This is a genomic window from Bacteroides sp. FSHCM14E1 (genome assembly GCF_019633785.1).
GTDB classification, from domain to species: Bacteria; Bacteroidota; Bacteroidia; order Bacteroidales; family Bacteroidaceae; genus Bacteroides; species Bacteroides hominis.
Genome location: NZ_JADKYL010000020.1, coordinates 12,420 through 35,030, shown reverse-complemented (window position 1 = coordinate 35,030; position 22,611 = coordinate 12,420). Strand labels below are relative to the sequence as shown.

The 22,611-nt window shown below is 44.5% G+C and carries 12 protein-coding genes and 2 pseudogenes; 3 read left to right on the top strand and 11 right to left on the bottom strand.

What is annotated here, in order from left to right:
• Window positions 1–13: 13 nt before the first annotated feature.
• The 9 genes from ISX59_RS20415 to ISX59_RS20375 all read right to left on the bottom strand — a co-directional run bounded on the left by ISX59_RS20415 (window position 14) and on the right by ISX59_RS20375 (window position 19,183).
• The gene (locus ISX59_RS20415; RefSeq protein ID WP_032543719.1) at window positions 14–1,969 is read right to left on the bottom strand and encodes an ABC-F family ATP-binding cassette domain-containing protein; all 1,956 of its coding nucleotides are present in this window, start codon (window positions 1,967–1,969) and stop codon (window positions 14–16) included.
• 166 nt (window positions 1,970–2,135) lie between these two features.
• Window positions 2,136–4,529: a TonB-dependent receptor plug domain-containing protein gene (locus ISX59_RS20410; protein ID WP_220576232.1), complete on the bottom strand. Its 2,394-nt coding sequence runs from the start codon at window positions 4,527–4,529 to the stop codon at window positions 2,136–2,138.
• A gap of 872 nt (window positions 4,530–5,401) precedes the next feature.
• A complete protein-coding gene (locus ISX59_RS20405) occupies window positions 5,402–6,304 on the bottom strand; it encodes a hypothetical protein (protein WP_005783042.1) in 903 nt (300 codons plus the stop codon).
• A gap of 126 nt (window positions 6,305–6,430) precedes the next feature.
• A complete protein-coding gene (locus ISX59_RS20400) occupies window positions 6,431–8,782 on the bottom strand; it encodes an outer membrane protein assembly factor (protein WP_005810951.1) in 2,352 nt (783 codons plus the stop codon).
• A 27-nt stretch (window positions 8,783–8,809) separates the two neighbouring features.
• Window positions 8,810–13,354: a translocation/assembly module TamB domain-containing protein gene (locus ISX59_RS20395; protein WP_032541059.1), complete on the bottom strand. Its 4,545-nt coding sequence runs from the start codon at window positions 13,352–13,354 to the stop codon at window positions 8,810–8,812.
• Between the two features lie 101 nt (window positions 13,355–13,455).
• A complete protein-coding gene (locus ISX59_RS20390; protein WP_220576231.1) occupies window positions 13,456–15,765 on the bottom strand; it encodes an ATP-binding protein in 2,310 nt (769 codons plus the stop codon).
• A gap of 3 nt (window positions 15,766–15,768) precedes the next feature.
• Window positions 15,769–17,094: an MATE family efflux transporter gene (locus ISX59_RS20385; protein WP_005810956.1), complete on the bottom strand. Its 1,326-nt coding sequence runs from the start codon at window positions 17,092–17,094 to the stop codon at window positions 15,769–15,771.
• Window positions 17,091–18,338, bottom strand: coding sequence for a M16 family metallopeptidase (locus ISX59_RS20380; protein WP_370539148.1), 1,248 nt, complete (start codon window positions 18,336–18,338; stop codon window positions 17,091–17,093). Before ISX59_RS20380 ends, ISX59_RS20385 begins: the two co-directional genes overlap by 4 nt.
• Before the next feature lie 5 nt (window positions 18,339–18,343).
• Entirely contained in the window at window positions 18,344–19,183 is an 840-nt protein-coding gene (locus ISX59_RS20375; protein WP_005783032.1) for a peptidylprolyl isomerase, read from the bottom strand.
• 90 nt (window positions 19,184–19,273) lie between these two features.
• On the opposite strand from ISX59_RS20375, the pseudogene ISX59_RS21490 reads away from it, so the two are divergent.
• The 3 genes and pseudogenes from ISX59_RS21490 to ISX59_RS20365 all read left to right on the top strand — a co-directional run.
• Window positions 19,274–19,645, top strand: a pseudogene (locus ISX59_RS21490) (response regulator); the annotation flags it as partial.
• Between the two features lie 54 nt (window positions 19,646–19,699).
• A pseudogene (locus ISX59_RS20370) lies at window positions 19,700–20,620 on the top strand (sigma-54 interaction domain-containing protein); the annotation flags it as partial.
• Between the two features lie 299 nt (window positions 20,621–20,919).
• Window positions 20,920–21,117 (top strand): hypothetical protein, encoded by a 198-nt coding sequence (locus ISX59_RS20365; protein WP_032543743.1) that lies wholly within the window; start codon window positions 20,920–20,922, stop codon window positions 21,115–21,117.
• A gap of 63 nt (window positions 21,118–21,180) precedes the next feature.
• On the opposite strand, the gene ISX59_RS20360 is transcribed toward ISX59_RS20365, so the two are convergent.
• On the bottom strand, window positions 21,181–21,855 hold the full coding sequence (locus tag ISX59_RS20360) for an RluA family pseudouridine synthase (protein WP_005783026.1): 675 nt from the start codon (window positions 21,853–21,855) through the stop codon (window positions 21,181–21,183).
• A gap of 8 nt (window positions 21,856–21,863) precedes the next feature.
• Window positions 21,864–22,610: a 3-oxoacyl-[acyl-carrier-protein] reductase gene (gene fabG, locus ISX59_RS20355; RefSeq protein WP_005783025.1), complete on the bottom strand. Its 747-nt coding sequence runs from the start codon at window positions 22,608–22,610 to the stop codon at window positions 21,864–21,866.
• Between the last annotated feature and the right edge of the window lies 1 nt (window position 22,611).

The window sequence follows — 22,611 nt, the reverse complement described above, 5'->3', positions numbered from 1 at the left end:
ACTTAAAAAACTATTATTTTTCATTCATCTCCTCCAGCTCCATTGAAACACGTTCCCACTCTTCCACCGTGTGGTCAAGTTGTTGTTTCAACTTCTGGTGTTGTTCGTAAAGTGACATATCCGAAGCACCATCGGGTGTAGCCATCTTCTCTTCAAGGATAGCTATAGCCGATTCTGTTTGTTCGATGGCAGCTTCACAGTCTGCCACCTGGCGCTCCAGTTTCTTTATCTTCTTATTAAATTCTTTCTGTGCTTCGTAGGACAGTTTATTTTCGGACACCCCCTCTTCAGCTCCTTCCTCTTTCTTACCGCCTGTAGGTGAGGCAGACAAAGGATTGTTTTTCTGAAGTTCGTTCAGGTTCTCTATTTTTTTCTTTTGAAGGAAATCATAGATACCTCCCAAGTGCTCTTTCACTACACCACCACCGAACTCATATACTTTAGTCGCAAGTCCGTCCAGGAAATCACGGTCATGACTGACAATAATTACTGTACCGTCAAATTCGCGTATGGCCTCTTTCAATACATCCTTCGAACGCATATCTAAATGATTGGTAGGCTCGTCGAGTATCAGGAAGTTCACAGGTTCCAACAATAATTTTATCATTGCCAGCCGGGTGCGCTCCCCCCCCGAAAGTACTTTTACCTTCTTATCCGAGGCTTCGCCACCAAACATAAAGGCTCCCAGGATATCGCGTATTTTGAGACGGATATCTCCCACTGCCACCCGGTCGATCGTATCGAAAACAGTCAGGTTCTCGTCAAGCATCTGTGCCTGATTCTGTGCAAAATAACCTATCTGTACATTATGTCCCAAGGTAAGCTTGCCTTCATAATCAATCTCGCTCATGATACATTTCACAAGGGTAGACTTACCTTCACCGTTCTTTCCCACAAAAGCAACCTTCTCGCCACGATTGATGGTCAGATTGACATCATGGAAGACAACATGCGATCCGTAAGTTTTCTTCACATCTTCGCAGATCACAGGATAGTTGCCACTACGGCTGGAGCAGACAAACTTAAGCCTCAACGCTGAGTTATCCACTTCGTCCACTTCGATCCGCTCTATCTTTTCCAGCTGCTTCATACGACTCTGAACCTGTACGGCCTTAGTTGCTTTATATCGGAAACGCTCAATGAAAGCCTCTGTATCTTCAATCTGCTTCTGCTGATTCTCGTAAGCGCGCAGCTGCTGTTCACGACGCTCCTGACGCAGAACAATAAACTCATCGTACTTCACCTTGTAATCATATATCTGTCCGCAGGTTATTTCGATGGTACGGGTAGTTACATTATTCAGGAAAGCCCGGTCGTGGCTGACCAGTACTACCGCATTGGCACGGGTAGATAAAAAATTCTCCAGCCATTGGATACTCTCAATATCCAAATGATTGGTAGGTTCATCGAGCAGCAGTACATCCGGTTTGCGGAGCAAAAGTTTTGCCAACTCGATCCGCATACGCCATCCACCGGAGAATTCACTGGTAGGACGATTAAAATCATCCCGACTGAAGCCCAATCCTAAGAGGGTACGTTCTATCTCTGCATGAAAGTTAGTCCCTCCCATCATTAGAAAACGGTCGTTCTCGTGCGTAAAACGGTCAATAAGTTTATGATACTCTTCAGAATCATAGTCAGTGCGGTCGGCTAACTCCTGATTCATCCTCTCCAAATCGGCTTGAAGCTCGAAAATATGTTCAAATGCCAGTTCTGCCTCTTCCATCACAGTGTGGTTATCGGCGAGAATCATCACCTGCGGCAGATAGCCGATCGTTACATCACGCGGAATAGCTATAACACCCCGTGTCGGACTTTGCAGTCCGGCCAGGATCTTTAACATCGTTGATTTTCCTGCACCGTTTTTACCCACCAGGGCTATGCGGTCTTTCTTATTGATGACATAACTAACGTCCTCAAACAATGGTGTAGCGTTAAATTCTACTGTTAATCCTTCTACTGAAATCACTTCTTTCTATAAATAAGGGAATTGAGGCAACAAAGATACTCAATTATGCAGACTGCGAAAAAGAATCTATATAAATATGCATCTTCGGAAACAGCAATAAATATCCGGAATGACAGTTCAATCGATTCTTCCGGACATTACCCAAAGAAATAATGCTACCGCACCACTATTCTTTTTTTAAAGAACGTATCAAACTGACCAACTGACCATTTGAAGCGATACCCTGAACAACAAAAGTTAACCGGCTTTGTCCCGGATCACTGAATTCCAACTGGGAGCCGGTTTTATTTAACGGAAGAGCAGGAAGCCAATATATCGTTTTGCAATTATTTTCACTGTTATTTGCCGACTTCTGCACGATAGGGTAGAAAGGCGAATAAAATTCACGTTTCAGCTGATACCCCATGGGACGAATCATCCTAAAATTAGATGCTTTCTTACCAATAGTACCTAAACCCGATTTTGTACTAATCAGAATAGCGCCATTCGATGCCTTAGATCCAATATATGCCATTTGGGCAGCATCTTTTACCAACTCGACGGATTCGACAATGGATACAGGAATAGCAACAAGTTCGGAATAAGAAGTTTCCAGTCCATCTACCATCAATAGAGCCGGAGGAGGAGTAGAATTCATCCCCATGCATAACCGTGTTATATAAAAGAAATCTCCTGCCTGTGAATCGACTGCCCGCCCCACTCCGGGAGTATTAATCAATAAATCTTTGATAGATGAATAAGGTGAAAGAGTCATTTCGTCCACATGATAAGTTTTATTCCAATCGGAGTGAGCCATTAAAGACTCGATTGCATACCGTTTCTTTTTCTCAATCTTCTGGGTGGAAACAACAACTTCGTCTAAATATTGCTCCATAGAAAAAGGATCGGTAGAAGACCGCTGAAACATATCCACGCTTGCCGGAGAAGGATCATCACCGGATTGCTCGGCAACAATCGGCTCGTCCATCTCCGCACGAAACCAATCCGCATAAATGGAAAGAGAAGAATGCACAGGCGGAATGGAATCCCGGTCGACTAACAGCGCCACACCCGTACCCCCTTTTTCCTTACGCGCCTGAAGAATGAAATGCGTACCTTGAGGAAAAGAAAGACTGTCGAAACGGAAACAGCCCGAAGCGTCACTCCTCGTCTGAAGCATAACCGTTTTATCGAAAGAGAATAAAGTGACAACCGCATCAGGGATGCACTTCTTCTCGGAATATTCGGAGACCACCTTGCCACTAATGCACTGACTACTCTCTACCAAAAAGGTACTGCGGGACGGAACAAGGCTGTATTTCACCCAACCCTGAGTCAGCATCAACAAGTCCAACAGATACGAGGTACGGGAGTCATCACTGGAAAAATAGAAAGAGGGATCCTCAACATATCCCTGAAGATCGGAACTCAGAAGAAAAGAGGAAAGAATATTGACCGTGGTATCTTGAAGAGCATAACGGTCGTCGGTAACTGAAACAGAGAGTGTACCGCTCAACGGCTCACCGGAAGTATCACGAAGCCCCATAGTAATATCCCAAAATGAACGTCCTTTATCCTCTTTCAGGCAAGCGGAGAAATCAACATCAGCACGCACGGAAGGGTTCCAATTGAAAGCGGTACGGCCGCTTAAGGGGACGCCCGAACCATCCAACAAAACAAAACGGAGTACACCCGGAGGCAGCGGAGAGCGAGGTACACGCAATGGGGTGGAGCCGGAAAAAGCCGCATGTAAAAGAACACTATCCCGATATTCGACACGAAGGGAATAACCCGAAGACACGACAGTACCTGAATTCAGACGCACCCAAAAGTCATCCTTACGAATATCGACACGGAGGGCTACCGCAGAAGCCGGTTCAACCTTCGGAAGGGCGAAACGTAACTCTTTACCCTCACGATTACGACATACCGCTGTATAACTATCATCGGGAATCGGTTCAAGATTGAAAAAGCCCATACCCCGATGAACCGAACTCAGTGTGGTGACGGTATCTCCACGCTGATTGAGCACAAAGCCTTGAACATCTGTCCCCAAACCGTCAGAACTCAAAGCCTTGAAAGCGACACGACTGACACAACCCGAGGGAAGATGTCCGCCTTCGGGAAAGAAAGAGACGTGATAGGAAGCCGCCATACGAGTCACACTCTCCTTGCGGTAATCCTGAAAGGGACGACCGCCGACAATAATCTGACGATAGAAATAACGGAGATCGGGCAAAGAGGAAAGATGACGGGTATAGAAACGAAGCGTATAATTGCCGGAACGAAGCGTATCACCCAAAGAGATGTAACCGGAAAAGACACCGTGATCATCCTTCACCATCTCACGGGAGATGACCTGACTGTCAGCCAACAGTTCGGCATAAACGTAACGGCTGTAAGCTGTTGCCTCGAGGCGGGTATCCATCAGGTAAGCACGGAACCGCACCGTGTCGCCGCGCTCATAATTGGCACGGTCCGTATGGACATAAAGTTTCTCATGAGGCCAGATAGAATCGGACTGGGCAGACAGCCGAATAAAAGAGAAAAAAAGGGCAATCAGAATAAGGAGTTCTTTCATACATAATCAGGATTAAGTATCAAGGAATATTTCAAATATAAACACATATTTTGAAATAAGCAACGAAAAGAGTGCAAATATGTGGCACATCCTGAATATTCATCCTTTTTCATTCGTTCCGGAGCTTCATACACTTTATTTCCTTATAAAGAATCGACACCCATTTGCAAACACAGACATCAAAAAGACACCGAATTGCAGGTTTCACTTACAAGCCCTTTTTGTTTCCGGGTCAAAGCAGAAGAAACAGAGCCCAGTAAAAGATTTTTTTTGCAGAAAAGCCGGGCTTTTTAGCCGATTGCGCCTTTGTTTTCTCGGAAAGAAGGAAGCATTTACCCCAAAAGAAGTAAGCATTCGGGTGAAAAGAAGTAAGCATTTTCGGAAAATGCTTACTTCTTTTCTGAATATCTCTATATGTTTTGGCAGATTACATATATTGTAACGATAATCGGGTGGCGAGAGCAACTGATTTTTTCCTGCTTGCCTTTCTTCGGTCGCCCTTTACAAAGTATCAAAAGAGTAGGCAAAACTCCTCGAAGAAAAGATTTAGAAACAGGAAGGTCATACTTCCTTTCCATTTACCGCCATTATGAATGAAACAAAATCAAAAGCGCAAACGGATATTTGCCTGTAAGCCGTTTTTATGAACCTTATCGGATTGCGGTCCGAAAAAACGAGATATAGAGAAATCATATTATCAATTTGACACTTTGACAAATTGACAATCTTTACCATCATAACCCGAATGGTGATTTAAAGTTCATCGGAAGGAATCACACAGAAGAGGTGTGATCCGGCTTGATATTAAAAAGGGACATCTTCACAAAGACGTCCCTTTCAAAATCTACATTATAGAAATGAGCAAATTAGCTTTAGAACAGTTTGTTAGGATATTCACCTGCATCTACCAATGCCTGGATCTTATCTACTACACCTTGACGATCGGCTGCATAAGTCACGCCGAACCATTTGCTTGTAGTATCCAGAACTTTCACACGAGCAGTGCCTTCGTTCACCAACTTGTTTACCATCAACGGAATGAAATATTCTGATTTCAGGTTTCCTTCGTTTTCTTTCAGGAATTCTTTGAAGTACTCTTCCGAATAAGCAAAATAGTCGGGAGTGAATCCCCACATATTCATTGAAACCGGAGTGTTATCACCGATTGTCTGCATTTCACCGTTTTCGTCCTTAAATGATACTTTACCGTCGATACGTTCGATGGCAGTACGCTCTACCACAGTAGTCAGATAACCTTCCGGATTTGTCTCGCAAACGCCACGGGCTACAGATCCGCTTTCTGAAAGCGTATTTCCTACACGGTAACCTACCATGCAGTAGTCGTTCTTTTTACCGTCCATCTTAGACAGTTCGGCACCCAATACAGCAAAGCTGTCACGTCCGTAGAAGTCATCGGCATTGATAACGGCAAATGGTTCCTTGATAACATCTTTACCCATCAGGACAGCATGGTTAGTACCCCAGGGTTTTACACGGTCGGCAGGACAAGTGAAGCCTTCGGGCAGGTTATCCAATGCCTGGAACACAAGTTCCACCGGAATATGATTTTCGTATTTGCTCAGAATCTTATCACGGAAATCCTGCTCAAAATCTTTACGGATAACGAATACAACTTTACCAAATCCACCACGAATAGCGTCGTAGATAGAGTAATCCATGATAGTTTCGCCGTTAGGACCCAGTCCGTCCAATTGTTTCAATCCTCCGTAACGACTGCCCATGCCGGCAGCAAGCACAAATAATGTTGGTTTCATAACTGTGAATATTAAAAGGTTAGTGATGTGTCTCATCAGATATCGTTGCAAAAGTACAAAATAGAATGAAGAATGAAGAACGAAGTATGAAGAATTTTCTTACTCCGTTCATCGCCATCGACTATTTTAGAACGGATAACCTACAGCAAAGTGTACCCCCAGCCCTTTCCAGAAAGAACCGGTCACATTGTAATATCCCTTCTTTCCCGTATCGTATGGGTCATGCAAAGGTACGCCACAATCTAAACGCAAAATAAGGAAATCGAGATCATAGCGCAAACCGGTACCCGTTCCCAAAGCAATCTGTTTACCGAAAGTCTTCCAGCGCAATTGCTTCTCCGGCGCCTCATCATCTTTACGCAACATCCAGACGTTACCTGCATCCAAAAAGACAGCACCATGCAAGTCACCATAAATGCGGAAACGATATTCTACATTAGCCTCCATACGGATGTCCCCGGTCTGGTCCAGATAAAGCCCCTTGGATGTTTTCGTGGGACGAAATCCACCCGGACCAATGCTCCGTGCAGTAAAAGCACGTACACTATTGGCACCTCCGATATAGAACTGCTCGCTGTAAGGGGCCGTATTAGTATTGCCATAAGCCCAGATAATTCCTCCTGCAACACGACTGGCTATGGACTGATTCTTGTCGATCTTCCAAGTATAACGGAAATCACTGTTCACCTTTAAAAATTGAGCAAAAGGAACACCAAACAACTTTTTGTCTTTCTGGCTAAACTTCCGTCCGAAAATACGGTAAATGCCGGAAGTGATATTTCCGGCAGAAGTAAACGTAGTCTGCCACCAAATAGGATTACGCACCCCGCGCAAAGCTGCGTTATCAAACGTATAAGTATATTCCATGGCCGGAATAAACTGATTCTGTAAACTGCGGTACAATGCCTTATTTTGTTCGGCTATCTCTTCAAAAGCTTTTGTTGTATGTTGCAGCACATTGAAAGTCACCCGGAGGGGTGTCAGGCTGTGACGGCTGGTACGAGTCGGCTGAAAATCATAAGTGGCATTCCCCCCGAACGCCAATAGTTTATAATATTTGGCACGGTTCAGCTGGTCGATATACAAACGGAAAGTAGTTGTTGCCGGGAAGTCATATTCACGTCCTCCGAAAGAAGGAAATACCACCCGGGGGAAAGTCAAAGCCGTAGACACTCCCATCTCCCAGCTATTCATCAATGAACTTCCTTTATTCTGCCCGGTCTGCCATTCATAAGAACCTTTCAATTTTACATTCCACGTTTCTCCCCCACCGAATACATTGTAACGAGTCAGCCCGAAAGATGCCCCCGGCCCGGTCTGGTTATTACTCTTGGTCGTCAGGTTAAATTCCAGTTCGGCATCATACGGTTTATCAAATGTAGCCTGTAAACGTACGTTCAGTGTGTCACATGTTGCCGTAGAGTCCTGAGGTATATATTGCAGATCAAGATAACGGAAAATACTCAATTGTGAAAGACGTTCCTGAATACGTGTCTGCCGGTATTGGCTATACAAGCGGCTATGGGCGGAGTTACGTAAAGAATCATTGCGGACATATGCCTGATAATTCAGCCAACGGTAAAGCATATTCGGACGCACCTGCATTTTCTTATAATAATGAATGTCAAGTCCACGGTATTCAAGTGTGCTGTTAGGCACTTCTCCACCCTTTCCATACAGATAAACTGATGTCTTCCCTACATAGTATGGGCGTTGGGCTGCTTCCGGAAGCCCGGGTACAGGTATCAGCCGGAGACTGACATGTCCGGGATTCAACAGAGTATCCGCCTGATATTTCATGTAATCCGGACGAAAATAGAAATATCCCCGGTTACGCAGCAAAGCGCTGATACGGCTACGTTCTTCGTCAAGATCACTGACATTGAACTGTTCGCCCGGTGTCAACAGCGAACCTCGTCGCCCTCTCTCCATGATTCTCAACGTACGCGGATTGAAACGAGTGTAATAAACCGTATCAATATAATAAGGGTCTTTCATGTCAACCGTATAACGTATGCTTGCTTTCAGGCTGTCTTTCTTGTCCGGCAGAGTCTGATAACGGACCGTACCATTAAAGTATCCATAATCGTGCAGCAAATTAGTACCCACCTTGGCACGTATCTCCGGATTAACAGTAGAAATGAATACGGGAGGATTGGCGGCAAACCGATTAAAGAGCCAGCGCCCGAATCCTTTCTTATAATGAACCAGACTGTTGTAAGCCCACATTTTAAAAGGGATAGGAATGAATCCCAACACCTTTGTACTGGGAGCCTTTTCGAGCGCAGCATCCAGTTCTGTCAGGGCATCGTCCGTCAAAGGTGCCTGCGGACGGTTTTCAATAATAGTTTTCGATCCGGTATAAAGCACTTCTCCTTCGGGCAAATGTTTGGTCGTAGAACAAGCTCCCAAAAGCAGCATTACCAAACCGGCTTGTATGGTGCCAAGAAATATATGAAATATCTTTTTACGTATCATCCTATTTTAATCTCTTTTATTAATCAATTACTGATGTGCTTCACCGGTTGATGAAGCCTTCTGTGTATCAGGAGACGTCTTCTTCTTTTTACGGAAAATAAACAACTCACTTAATCTGTCGATACGCTTACGCAGTACCAGACCGATACCGGTCTCCGTAATTTCTCCTTCAAGCACACTTTCATAATTCTTATTATGGAAAAGACGGATGTAACGGGTTCCGGATGTATCGAGACGATATTCCAAAGAAATATTATCGATAAACGATTCAACATCATTTGTAGCTTGTGCACCGGTAGATACCTTGCCGCCAAGCACTATCTGGAAACGATCGTTGAAGAAACGCTGTGAATAACGGAAACTATAGTCGGTACGCTTTCCGCCTGCATCGGCAGCATCATGGTCTTCTACCCCCATCGAGAAACTGGCATTCTTCAAATTACCCGCCAATGCGTTGATCTGACTGGAAAGTATACTGTTTAGTGCCGATCCCATATTCAGTCCGCCACCTCCGGAACTTCCGGAATTTGCAAGATAGAGTCCGGTAGCCAGCATGGCAATGGCTTGCTTCCCACGTTCGTCAGCACTCATAGAAGCCAACTGATTCTGCACTTCTGCATCATCGGGTGCATCAATTTCAAAAGCCAGCGAAAGGTTATCCAAACGATTCTTCACGACAATCGACACGTCAAAGTTAACCATACGCGACTGTCCGCTTTCGCTGCCTACCGAAGCACGAAGGCGCTCGGTGGCTTTCAGGTTTAGCATCGGGTCCATCGGGTTTCCCGTCCATTCTACATAGCTGCCATTGTTTATATTGAATTCTTTCAACGGAATCACAGGAAGGGCATATTTCATCATTCCCCCCGTAAGGGTATATCGTCCTGAAAGAGATAAGTCTCCTTGTGGAGTATATTGCATGCTCAGATTACCTCCTCCCTGCAATTCGACCCGGCTGCTGCGGTCAGCACTCAAATCCGCTTTCAACCGGACTCCGGGATCAATCTGCACAGTCATAATCATATCGAGTCCGCCAAGTGACACGACAGGAGCTTCTTCTTTCTGTACGGTGGTCGTATCACTGAAAGAAGTAAAAGTAACCAGGTCCCCCAACCGGTCTTGCACAGTGAGCGGCGAATCCATCAAGACATAGGTGACATCCGTATTGCCCAGCAGGTTCATATTGCCACGCATCACCAACGCATCCACCGGACCACGCAAAGTTGCATTAAAGTCCACAAACACTTTTCCATATACCAGACTCTCTTTAGTACGGGGAGCGTTGAGCAGCATGTAGTTTTCCGCCAACATCGACAGATTCACTTTAGGACTGCTCAAATCGCGAAAATCGACTGTACCATCAATCGTGAAAGGATTCTTACTGGTGGTAAAAATAGCAAATTTGTCGAACATCAAACGACTGTTCTTAATCTGTACGGGACGGTTGTCGAACGTAAACCTTGCTCCCGCCTGACGGGCGAAGACCGACACGCTGTCCAGAATCAGGTCACCATTGACCAATGGCTGATCCGTATCTCCGGTTATGTGCAGTCCACCATCCATATCACCCGAAAGGTTAACAACCTGATCCGGTACAAAAGCATTGGCTATCTTTAGCGGGAAATGCTCCATTGTGGCATTTACCTCGATACTGTCCTTACCGGTTACCGAGGGATGAAGCGAACCGTCGGCCATCAGAATTTCCTCACCCTCATAGGTCAGATAAGTACTGATGTAATGTTTCCCTCTTTCACCCGGAAGCCACGTTACCCCAAGTCCAACGTCTCCGATACGTTGGCGCTCATAAGTCAGTTCATCGATACTGGCCTCGGCAGATACCTGCAAAGAAGTAGCTGTCTGCACATAATTGGCCTCAGCCGAGAAGAGACCGGACAAATCAGGAAGGTAAGGAAGTACCTTACTGATCTCAGCCAACCGGATGCGTTGCAACTCCACGTCAATATTCTGCAATGACACGGTGTCACTCTGGTTTGATTTCATTCGGAATCCCATATCTTCATCATCTACCATATCGACATTGGCATACAGACGCATGTTTTTATGAAGATATATCCAGTTGTGCCGGTCTACGAAGTGGAACTTCCGAAAAGCGATAATGGGGTTCTCCGGCATCAGCGTGAAAGCAAGTCCCTCCCCTTTTCCACTTCCCTCAACCAATGGACGGACATTCACACCGAAAAGTACACCGGTTTCTCCTTTATCATTTTCATAGCGCAACGTGAGTTCGGCATCATCGTTGCGTATTTCTCCGGCAATACTCGATTTAAATACAATCTGCGGATTCTTGGGCCCGTTGATGACTCCTCCATGCAAACTCATGCGAGTCGTATCTTGCTTGACAGTAAAGTAAATCGTATCCAATTGCAGGGTATCCATCTTCAATGCGTGAATAGCAGCTTTTCCGTTGATACCCCAATCGGGAGCGGTGCCAAACTTCACACCCATATCATGAAAAGCAATATCTTTTGTTGCCAGATAATATGCCAGAGGATTTTCTTTACCGGCAGACATCGAAAAAATGGCAGTAGGCAACGCCTTACGCAATTCTCCATGATCAAGCTCTTTTTTATCAATCTGCTCAATCAGCACATCGGCAAAGTGAATAGATTGTTCAATCAACTTGTCCAGACTGGAACGTGCCGAAAGGTTAAGTTTCATATCACCAGCCGTAAGATGGGTGAAAATACGGTCACGACGGGCCTCTGCTGTAAAATTAAAAGCTAAAGGATGCTTCAAGGGTTTGGGAGCAATACCCAGTTCGTACAAGTCGAGTTGGGTAACATCCAAATCAGCCTTTCCGTCCATGTAGGGTTTGGCAAGATGATATTCGGCATTGGCGTTCATCTTCAACAACCGGTTGTCACTAACCACATGGGCTGTGGCAAGTGCATTCTTAACATCACCGGTCACTTCAATTCCCGAAATACGGTAACGTCCGTAATGGAGTGACTCCAACGAGGCTTTCAGTGAAGCAACCGTACGATAAGAAGTAAAGTCCGTTCCCCTGCCTACTGCTGCTACCGATGTAGTCAGTTCATAAATCGAGTCTTTAGGCAGGAAATGATGGAGCTGCAAGGCTTCCACCTTCAGATCGGCCCGATAAGCCTCGGTACTTCCATTGTAAGCCGCATCTACATTCAGTGATCCCTCACCCTCTTTCAGCAAGAGTTGCGCCATATATTGCGGACCTTTCATCCGGGCTTTTGCGACAAGCGACATCTGATTGGGAATGACAAGAGAACTGTCCGCCCTTGTTCCACCCAGAGTTGTCAGGAAATTAAGATTCTGGGTCTGCATTCTCAGGTCGATAACAGCCGACCGCTCCACGCTATCAGTCAGGTTCAGCAACTCCCCACCTCCCGAAAGTGAGAAAGCTCCGGGTAGCTCAGCGCTGAAACGAGTGATCTGCATCTCTTTCAGATTGCCCTCCGTACCGGCACGTATCACCAAAGGGCGGAAAGGATAGGCCTCCTTGAAGCTATCAGGCAACCCACCGGCAAGAAGCAGAACATCCTGCTTCCCAATCATCGCATTAAAGCGTGCGGTCAGCCGTCCGGTCGTAGGAATATTCACCAACTCCCAATAGGTCTGTGCCGTAAAATTTATTTCAGAATGGGGTGTCAACAGTTTCAAGTCCGGCACCCGGATGACAGTATCATTGGCAAACACACGCCCGGTAAGTGAAGTGACACTTAACCCGGACCGGTCGTTCATCGAAAACTCACGGATGACAGCATTCATATTACGCCCGCGATAATACATCGAATCGAGCCCGATACGTATATCACGCAAAGCAATATGTGACGGATCAAAGCCTTCGGCTGGTTCCATCGAACCCACATCATAATTCACAGAAGTACCCGACAACAAAAAGCTGCGAAGCCCGTAACGCAGATTCTTCAAATCGGCTTCGGCCTCATTGATTTGTGCGTCTCCCACATGGGCTGCCAAACGCATACTGTCTGCCGGTAACTGCATGCTGAAGGAAACATTCTTTAATTTCAAATGGCGTAAATCAACTTTCCAACGAATCTCACTCTGAGCAGTATCTTTCGGTGTAGCAGTAGTATCATTCAGAAGTAACTGAACATGGGTATCGGATAATTCGGCCCGATTAATAACAGCTACTTCATTGGGTAAATCCACCCCATGGCTTTCGAGTTTAAAGCTGCCTAAGACACCTTTCAGACGCATACCATCTATCAGGTCAACAGAGTTAACAGTCACCTGACGAAGAGTGATATCATCCACTTCTACTTTTCCACGAAAAAGCGGAAGTGCCTGCACATGCACATTGAAGCTTTCAAGTGATAATAATGTATCGGGAGTCTGAATGACCTCAACCCCTCTTACCAGCAAATTTAAAGGAAACCGCAAATCGATACGCCGGACATTAATCTGCATACCAGTCGCTTCGGAAGCATAAGCAGCAGCCTCCTTTCTCAGAAAATTCTGTACGGGAGGAATATAGAGTAATACCATCAGTATCACAAAGAGTATGACAGGAGTAAGCAAAATCCAGCTTACCCATTTGATCCATTTTCGTTTCATGAAGCTTGTGTCTCAATGTAAAAAGTGATACAAAGAAAACAAAATTATCCGGAAAAAGATTAAAGTGACGATGATTTTATATATGAGTAGACTCACAACAATCACCGGGACTGATCCTCTGACGCAAACCGGCGCGCTTCTGTCAGCACGATATCTACTTGCTGAAGGGCTTCTTTTGCTTTTCGTACAATTTCGTCCGAAATAGCTTCTCCACGGCGCTGCTCCAACCACGAAAGTAAGGGAAGTACTCCTGAAGCCCCAAGTAAAGTAAACAGAGGCAACAGCTTATGTGCCATCCCTGCTATCCCATCCACATCCATGGTCCGGACAGATTCTTCCATCCGACTCCGGTTTTTCTCCGTTTCTTCAATAAAAGTTTGAATAATAGCTGAAGCTGCTTCCGAGTCATCCTCGGAAAAAGCCGTCAACGCCCGAAAATCAAGAGAGGTCTCCGTCGGCCTGATTGACGAATTTTCAAGGACTTCACCCGTTATTATCGCTAACAGTTCCTTCACCGTAAAAGGTTTGTGCAGACATCCCGCAAACCCATATTCCCGGAAATCCTGTTCGCCCATCTCACTACGTGCAGTAACAGCAATAACCGGGATAGCACGTGCCTGAGGAATATTGGATGCACGCAATAACTTCAGCAAATCGAACCCGTTAATGGCAGGCATCTGAACGTCAGTCAGCAATACGTCAAATGAAGAAGTACGAAGTTGTTCTATCAACTCGTCCGGCTGCTGACAGCAAGTAGCTCGAATATTCTGTTGCTCAAGCATAGCCGCGGTCAGTGCCAATTGAATCCAGTCATCATCAATCAATAAAACATGATTTAGCTTTTGGGAGGATATTTCTTCTCTATCACCAGCCTGGTCTGAAGCTGAGGTTGAAACAACTACCCCCTCCTGCTTCTCCCCGACAACAGGCCCTACCGGATACAGTGGCAAAATGACAATAAAACGGCTTCCTTCCCCCAGCGTACTTTGCACGCTAATCGAGCCTTCAAGTAACGTCACAAGTTTGTGAACGATAGAAAGTCCCAACCCAAATCCTTCCTCCCCCTGTGCTCCGGGTAATCGGGTAAACTCCTGAAAAATCTTCTCACGATCGCCGGGCGCCATTCCTTTACCCGTATCCGCAACCTCAATGCGGACACTGGATGAATGGTAGGTGACATTCAATGCGATATTGCCCTTTACTGTAAATTTCACAGCATTCGAAAGCAAATTATTCACGATTTGCCGGATGCGTAAAGGATCGCTGATAAAACGTCCATCCAACTCAGAATCTATACTGTAGTCCAAAGCTAAGTGTTTGGCATCGGTCAGTGGTTTGAAACTTACACGAATCTCTTCGAACAGTTGTGCCGGATTGAATGTAACCCGGTTGACTTCTGCTTTATTCAGATCCAACCGATGGAAATCAAGCAAATCACTTACCAGTTTAAGCAAATGTTGCGAAGAACTTTTCATATTGTCCAGATAGAATCGTTGCCTTTCGTCCGTTGTCAACCCTGAAAGCAAATCCGTATATCCGATAATAGAACCCAGAGGAGCTTTAAAGTCATGAGTAATGGCAAGCATTAACTTTTCGCGGGCCTCAAGTAACGCTTCTGCACGTTTATTGGCCTCTTCCAATTCTCTACGGTAACGATTGCTACGGGTAATATCCCGCCAGATCATAATCAAGAAACAAGCAGACAACAATACAGCAGCAACGGCAATTCCTCCGATAGTTCGAGTGGATCTATTGCGAAGCTCTTGCTGTTCGGACGCATTATCCACAGCACGCCGGGTGACTACCTGTTCATAAGTTGTAATCATACTGTCTATGCGAGTGGTCAGTTCCCTGTTCATCCGGCGGAGGCGGGCATTATAATTAGGGCGTACTGCCGGCTTTGCCTTCCGCTTGGTTACCGTACGTATACGCTGATGTAACGAGTCAATCGGGTTATAAGATTCAAGAATAGTGTCCGTGGCAAACTCTACTGCTGTATTGACCAATACAGCAGTATCTTCCTTTGAAGGCACAAAAACCTCACCAAGCCTCCTAAAAAAACCCTTCTTTTTTCGCTTGGTAATAACAGAATCGCGTTTGGTAATGATACGGTGCTGCACACGCTGCTGGGTGATCATCGTATCCTGCTCGGCAATAATGGAATCCAACTCAACCGGAGTAATCATGCTTTCATTCGCTTCATTGATGATCTGAAGCATCCGGATGGTATTTTCATCCTTTTCTTTCAACAGAAGAAGTAAACTGTCCGTCTGTAAACTTTGTACATCATCCGTATCAGACAATTTCTCCATCTCCCTATGTACGAACAACAGAGAGAACAATAACACGACCAGCAACAAAGTATACCCCGCCGCGATCTTTACTTTTGTGAAACGGGAAGGAATAGCCATAACTTATCTTGTTTTATACCTGAAACGTAACCATAACATGATTGCCGCACTACTTAGTCCGAAAGGGAAAGCCATCCAGACTCCGAACAATCCCCACCCCATGACAAAACCAAAGAAATACCCGGCCGGGAGAGAAATAATAAAATAGGCAATGAAAGCAATCAGCATCATAGGCTTTACATCCGAAATGCCACGCAGTGCATTGGCAAAGTTGATTTGCATTCCGTCTCCAAACTGATAAGCCAGAAAAGGCACCATCAGAACGACTACCATCGCTGACACTTCCGTATTGTCAGTAAACCATCCTCCCACCTGATATCGGAAAAAGAAAACAATGGATAACAATACGATTCCCATAGCCAATATGATATGTGCGCCGGCATAAGCCGTACGTCGCACATTAACGATATCGTTTTGACCTTTGAAATTGCTGACCCGTACAGCCACTGCCGCTCCCATCCCATAGAACATCATAAAAGTAAACTGTGAGATAGTGAGCATCACCTGATGGGAAGCCAGAGCAATAGTGCCCAACCATCCTACCATCACCGTACTCAAACTAAATGAAGCAGTCTCCATCCCCATCTGAAAAGCGACAGGCCACCCCAAAGCATTTAACTGCCGAAACAACGCGCGCGACCATCCTAAACGGATAAATCCCAGTTTATAACGCAAAAAACGACGGCTACTAAAAAAGACCAATACAAAAACCAACACCATGACAATGCGCGAAAACAATGTGCTGATTCCGGCTCCCAATAGTCCCAACTCAGGAAATCCCAGTTTACCATTAATCAGTATATAATTTCCTACAATATTCAGCACATTACCACCCAGAAGTATCCACATAGCTGTCTTGGTATCGGTTATTCCGTCAGTAAACTGTTTGAATCCGTTAAATAACAGCACAAAAATTAATGAAGCAAGCAATATCAGATAGTAGGGTTTGATCAGAGAAAGCAATTCTTCCGGCTGCCCTAACCTTTCCACATTCAGATAAAGAATCGCCATAATTCCGGTTAGCAAAATGCCCACCAAAAGATTGGCAAGCAAACTACAACGCAAAGCTTGTCCTGCAGCAGCAAATTTACGCACACCATAAAAACCGCCAACAATGGGTGTAAGCCCATACGAGAATCCGGTGCTGAAGATGATAGCCAACGTAAACATATTATTGACGAAGGAAGCCGCCCCCAGTTCATTGGTACTGTGATGCCCAATCATCAAGGTATCGGCAAAACCAAGTACAATCACTCCCACCTGCCCGATGACAATAGGAAGGCCAAGAAAAAATAGTGCTTTATAATGATTCTTATATATAAGTCTCATTCCTGCTCTCCCTTGCTACTCTTATAGTAAAGTACCACTCCATTTTCTTCACGGAATGCGGTTTGTGCCACTGCTTTCAGACGGTCGGCAGTTACAGCACGATAACGTTCTACTTCCTTCTCCATATCTTCTGCTTGTCCGTTCAACTCAAACCATGCAAGATTCGTCGCTACATTCAGATAATTGATATTTCCAAATATCTGGGTAGACTCAAATTTATTCTTCACTTTCTCAAGTTCATGTTCCTGTACCAAAGCAGTTTGCAACTCGTTCAACTCTTCACGTACGGCTGCCTCGGCCTCTTCCAATGATACACCGGCAGCCGGTTTACCACTGATATGAAACAAACCGGCATCAATCGTTCCTGATATATAGGCATCAATACTCGAAAACAATTGTTTTTCTTGTACAAGATGCTGATTCAGGCGACTGGAACGTCCGTTACTTAAAATATCCGATAAAATATCAAATGCATAATAATCGGCATTCAAACGGTCACACATGTGATAAGCCATAAAAAGCGAATCAAGCGGTACATTTCGCTCGACTACCTGGCGGCGCTCTCCTGTCTGGACAGGCTCCTTGGGCAACTGTCGTAAAGGAACCTCCCGACGGGGAATGGGGCCGAACCACTTTTCCGTAAGACTTACGGCCTCTTCAAATGATATATTTCCGGTGACAGCAAGCACAGCATTATTGGGCGCATAAAAACGAAAAAAGAAATCTTTGACCTCTTCCAATGTTGCATTGGCTATGTGGGACAATTCTTTACCAATGGTAGGCCACTGATAGGGATGAACCCGATATGCCAAAGGGCGCAACAAATGCCCGACATCACCATATGGCTGATTGAGACAGCGTTGCTTGAACTCTTCCATTACCACTCCACGTTGCACTTCCAGGCTGCGCTCACTAAAATCAAGACTCAGCATCCTATCAGATTCAAGCCAAAATCCAGTTTCTACATTCTGCCGGGGTACAGTGAGATAATAGTTGGTAATATCATTATTGGTCCAGGCATTATTTTCTCCTCCCGCTAATTGAAGCGGTGCATCATAATCGGGTATATTCACCGAGCCCCCAAACATCAGATGCTCAAAAAGGTGAGCAAACCCGGTATGTTCCGGGTTTTCATCCCTGGCTCCCACATTATAAAGAACGTTGAGTGCAACCATCTGCGTGCTGGCATCCTGTGAGTGAACCAGCCTCAAGCCATTGCTCAGAATATGCCTGTTGATCTGCAGCATATTTATTCGATAACAGAAACGTTGATAATCTTCACATCTTCTTCCGGACGGTCACTGCGGTCCGTTTTTACCTGCTGAATTTTATCAACAACATCCATACCTTCTATAACTTCTCCAAAAACTGTATATTCACCATCCAAATGCGGAGTACCTCCGACGGTAGTATAAGCTTTTATCTGCTCAGGAGTAAAATGAAAATCCGGTTGTTTGGCAGCTTCAGCCTCAGCCTGTATAAACAAAGTATCTTGTAAAGCGAAAAGTCCATCCTGATCGTTAGCCTTACGCATTTTATAGATTTCCTTCATATGTTTCTGTGCCAAAGCATTAAAAGCCTCAGTCACTTTATTCTGATTCTTCTGCTGTTCCATATTCAGAAGAGTCGAATCACTGAACACTTTTCCGGTAACAATATAGAACTGACAGCCGGATGACTCCTTATTAGGATTTACCTCATCGCCCTGACGAGCAGCAGACAAGGCACCTTTCTTATGGAAATATTTAGGATATACAAACTCTGCCGGAACTGTATAGCCGACATCACCCGAACCTAACATCTTACCCTTCGGAGCATTTTTCGATTCCGGATCACCGGCTTGCACCATAAAGTCTTTTATTACGCGATGAAACAGCGTCCCATTATATGTTCCGTCTTCAGCCAATTTAATAAAATTATCTCTGTGTTTTGGAGTCTCATTATACAATTTCACTTTGATATCTCCTAAAGAGGTCTCAATTTTCAATACAGTTTCTTTTTCCATGTTTCCATTTTTCTTTTGTCCCGGTTTACAAGCTACTGCACCGCAAACCAGTATAATTAATAATATCCAAAAATTCTTTCTCATAACGCTTTTATTTAATTTAAGTCTGCAAATATACGACTTTACCTCAAAACCTCTTACCTTTGTAGCTCACAAAAAGAGGCAAAAGCTAACATCATGAGATCCATACTGATAGTTGAAGATGATATTACGTTCGGAATGATGCTAAAAACCTGGTTAGGCAAAAAAGGGTTTAATGTATCATCGGTAAGTAACATTGCACGTGCGCAAAAGCACATCGATGCACAACCGACAGATCTGATTCTTTCCGACTTACGACTTCCCGACCACGATGGCATCCATCTATTGAAATGGATGGGTGAGAAAGAACTTCATATCCCATTGATTATCATGACAGGATATGCAGACATCCAATCAGCAGTACAAGCCATGAAATTGGGCGCGCAAGATTATATTGCCAAACCGGTTAATCCTGAAGAGCTACTCAAAAAAATAACTGAAGCCCTTCAAGTTAAAGAATCCCCTCTTCCACAGGTAGCCCCACATGGTAAAAGTCCCAAAACCAAACAGGAATCCCATTCCTATCTGGAGGGAGAAAGCGATGCAGCCAAACAACTTTATAATTATGTCAGCCTGGTAGCTCCCACTAACATGTCAGTCCTGATCAACGGTGCCAGCGGAACCGGTAAGGAATATGTAGCTCACCGTATTCATCAGTTAAGCAAACGTTGCGACAAACCGTTTATCGCTATCGATTGTGGCTCCATCCCCAAGGAATTGGCTGCTTCTGAGTTTTTCGGACACATCAAAGGCTCTTTTACCGGAGCACTCTCTGACAAAACCGGTGCATTTGTAGCAGCAAACGGAGGTACCATCTTTCTTGATGAAATAGGTAACCTCAGCTACGAAATACAAATTCAACTTCTTCGTGCATTACAGGAACGTAAAATACGTCCTGTTGGTTCAAATACAGAAATAACAGTCGATATCCGTCTGGTATCTGCAACCAATGAGAATTTGGAACAAGCTATCGAAAAAGGAACATTCCGTGAAGATCTATATCATCGGATTAATGAATTCACTTTGCGAATGCCTACGCTGAAAGAACGTGGAGAAGATATCCTTCTTTTTGCCAACTTCTTCCTCGACCAAGCTAATAAAGAACTTGACAAGCAACTTATCGGCTTCGATGCCAACGCTTCAAAAGCACTTCTTGAATATCACTGGCCCGGCAACCTGAGACAGATGAAGAATATAATCAAACGTGCCACACTGCTCGCACAAGGTAGTTTTATTGGTCTCACAGAACTGGGAAATGAGATACAGGAGACGCAACCCTCAACTCCCAAAATGGCATTGCGGGATGAAGATACCGAAAAAGAGCATATAATGGAGGCGTTGCGACAGACAGGCAACAATAAAAGTCGCGCCGCGCAATTACTTGACATTGACCGCAAAACATTATATAATAAATTGAAACTATACGGAATCGATCTTTAACGAACAGCAAGGTGTGGAATATTTCCACACCCCATTCCACACTTTCCACAGTGTTCTACACTATCCTTCATCTTTATCTTTCTTTTAGCATACTGCAAATCAACCGGTTACATCAGGCCTTCCTTTCTGGCACAGCATTTGAAAAATACTCTGTACAAGTGTTTAACCAAATGAAAATAAAACTAAGGAGTTAGTTTTATAGTAGTAGCAATGTTTATGTTTGTTTGTGATGGTTTTTAACCTAGACCTTAACATGAAATTAAAAAACAGACAATCAAAACTTTTAAAAAGCAATAATTATGAAAAAGTTAGTTTTAGTAGTAGCTATGTTTATGTTTGCTTGTGGATCATTCTTTGCCATGGCACAGGATCCGGTGAAAAAAGATCAAAAGAAAGAGGTCAAAGACACTGTGAAAACCGAACCTAAAAAAGAAGTAGCTGATACAACTGCTACAACGGTCGCAGCACCAGGAGCATTTGCACAGTTTGCCGAATAATAGTAAGCACACTACAACAAAAAAGCCATTCCTACTTCGTCTATTCAGGGAATGGCTTTTTTGCTATATATCTATTTCAAACCCATGCCACAAATTACTATCCGGCACAGGAGCATCGAGTTCTATCAATTCTTTGGATACCGGATGAACAAAACGCACATACCTGGCATGCAGACAGATACTACCATCCGGATTGGAACGTGGAGAGCCATACTTCAAATCACCTTTAATAGGGCATCCCATCTTTGCCAGTTGGCAACGGATCTGATGATGACGTCCAGTCTTAAGGTCAACCTCAAGCAGGAAGTAATTATCCGAACGGCCGATAAGCTTATAGCTCAGAATTGCTTTCTTACTATTGGGAACCTCCTTATCATAAGCATAGCTCTTATTCTGTTTTTCGTTACGTACCAGATAATGTATCAGTTCACCTTCAGGTTGCTTCGGGCAATTTTTCACAACAGCCCAATAGGTCTTTCTGACCTCACTGTTCTTGAACATCTCATTCAGCCGGGATAAGGCCTTACTGGTTTTCGCAAAAATAACAAGACCGCTCACGGGGCGGTCCAGCCGATGGGTTACACCGATAAAGACATTTCCGGGCTTCTGATATTTATCTTTCAGATATTGCTTAACTGTTTCTGAAAGAGGAGTATCCCCCGTTTTGTCTCCCTGAACGATTTCGGAAGCGGTCTTGTTAACTACTATAATATGATTGTCTTCGTATACAACGGTCATACCGAATATTACATATTCATACCACCATCAACCTGGATCACCTGTCCTGATACATAAGAAGACATATCAGAAGCAAGGAAAGTAGCCACATTGGCCACATCTTCAGGAGTACCGCCACGGCGCAATGGAATTTTCTTAGCCCATTCAGTTTTCACTTCTTCCGAAAGGCCGGCTGTCATATCAGTGATTATAAATCCGGGAGCAATGGCATTGGCACGAATACCACGAGAGCCAAGCTCCTGTGCGATAGATTTGGCCAAACCAATCATACCGGCTTTTGAAGCTGAATAGTTAGACTGTCCCGCATTACCATGAACTCCTACCACTGACGCCATGTTAATAATGCTTCCTGCTTTCTGACGCATCATAATCGGTGTACAAGCATGAACAAAGTTGAAAGCAGATTTCAGGTTTACGTTGATAACCATATCCCACTGCTGTTCACTCATACGCATCATCAATCCGTCACGAGTAATGCCTGCATTGTTAACCAGAATATCAATACGTCCAAAATCTTTATGAATCTCTTCTACCACCTTTGCAGTATCTTCAAAATTGGCAGCATTCGAAGCATATCCTTTAGCTTTTACACCCATTGCCTCGATTTCTCTCGCTGTGTTCTGTGCATTTTCGTCGATAACAAGATCTGTAAATGCGATATTTGCTCCTTCAGAAGCGAACTTCAAAGCAATAGCTTTACCAATACCACGAGCCGCACCGGTCACAATGGCTGTTTTTCCATCTAATAATCCCATA

What these genes read in the sequence shown, in the direction of transcription:
- ISX59_RS20360 (WP_005783026.1), bottom strand. Translation starts at nt 21,855, where the DNA reads ATGACCGTTGTATACGAAGACAATCATATTATAGTAGTTAACAAGACC.
- ISX59_RS20385 (WP_005810956.1), bottom strand. Translation starts at nt 17,094, where the DNA reads ATGAGACTTATATATAAGAATCATTATAAAGCACTATTTTTTCTTGGC.
- ISX59_RS20375 (WP_005783032.1), bottom strand. Translation starts at nt 19,183, where the DNA reads ATGAGAAAGAATTTTTGGATATTATTAATTATACTGGTTTGCGGTGCA.
- fabG (WP_005783025.1), bottom strand. Translation starts at nt 22,610, where the DNA reads ATGGGATTATTAGATGGAAAAACAGCCATTGTGACCGGTGCGGCTCGT.
- ISX59_RS20400 (WP_005810951.1), bottom strand. Translation starts at nt 8,782, where the DNA reads ATGATACGTAAAAAGATATTTCATATATTTCTTGGCACCATACAAGCC.
- ISX59_RS20405 (WP_005783042.1), bottom strand. Translation starts at nt 6,304, where the DNA reads ATGAAACCAACATTATTTGTGCTTGCTGCCGGCATGGGCAGTCGTTAC.
- ISX59_RS20365 (WP_032543743.1), top strand. Translation starts at nt 20,920, where the DNA reads ATGAAAAAGTTAGTTTTAGTAGTAGCTATGTTTATGTTTGCTTGTGGA.
- ISX59_RS20395 (WP_032541059.1), bottom strand. Translation starts at nt 13,354, where the DNA reads ATGAAACGAAAATGGATCAAATGGGTAAGCTGGATTTTGCTTACTCCT.
- ISX59_RS20390 (WP_220576231.1), bottom strand. Translation starts at nt 15,765, where the DNA reads ATGGCTATTCCTTCCCGTTTCACAAAAGTAAAGATCGCGGCGGGGTAT.
- ISX59_RS20410 (WP_220576232.1), bottom strand. Translation starts at nt 4,529, where the DNA reads ATGAAAGAACTCCTTATTCTGATTGCCCTTTTTTTCTCTTTTATTCGG.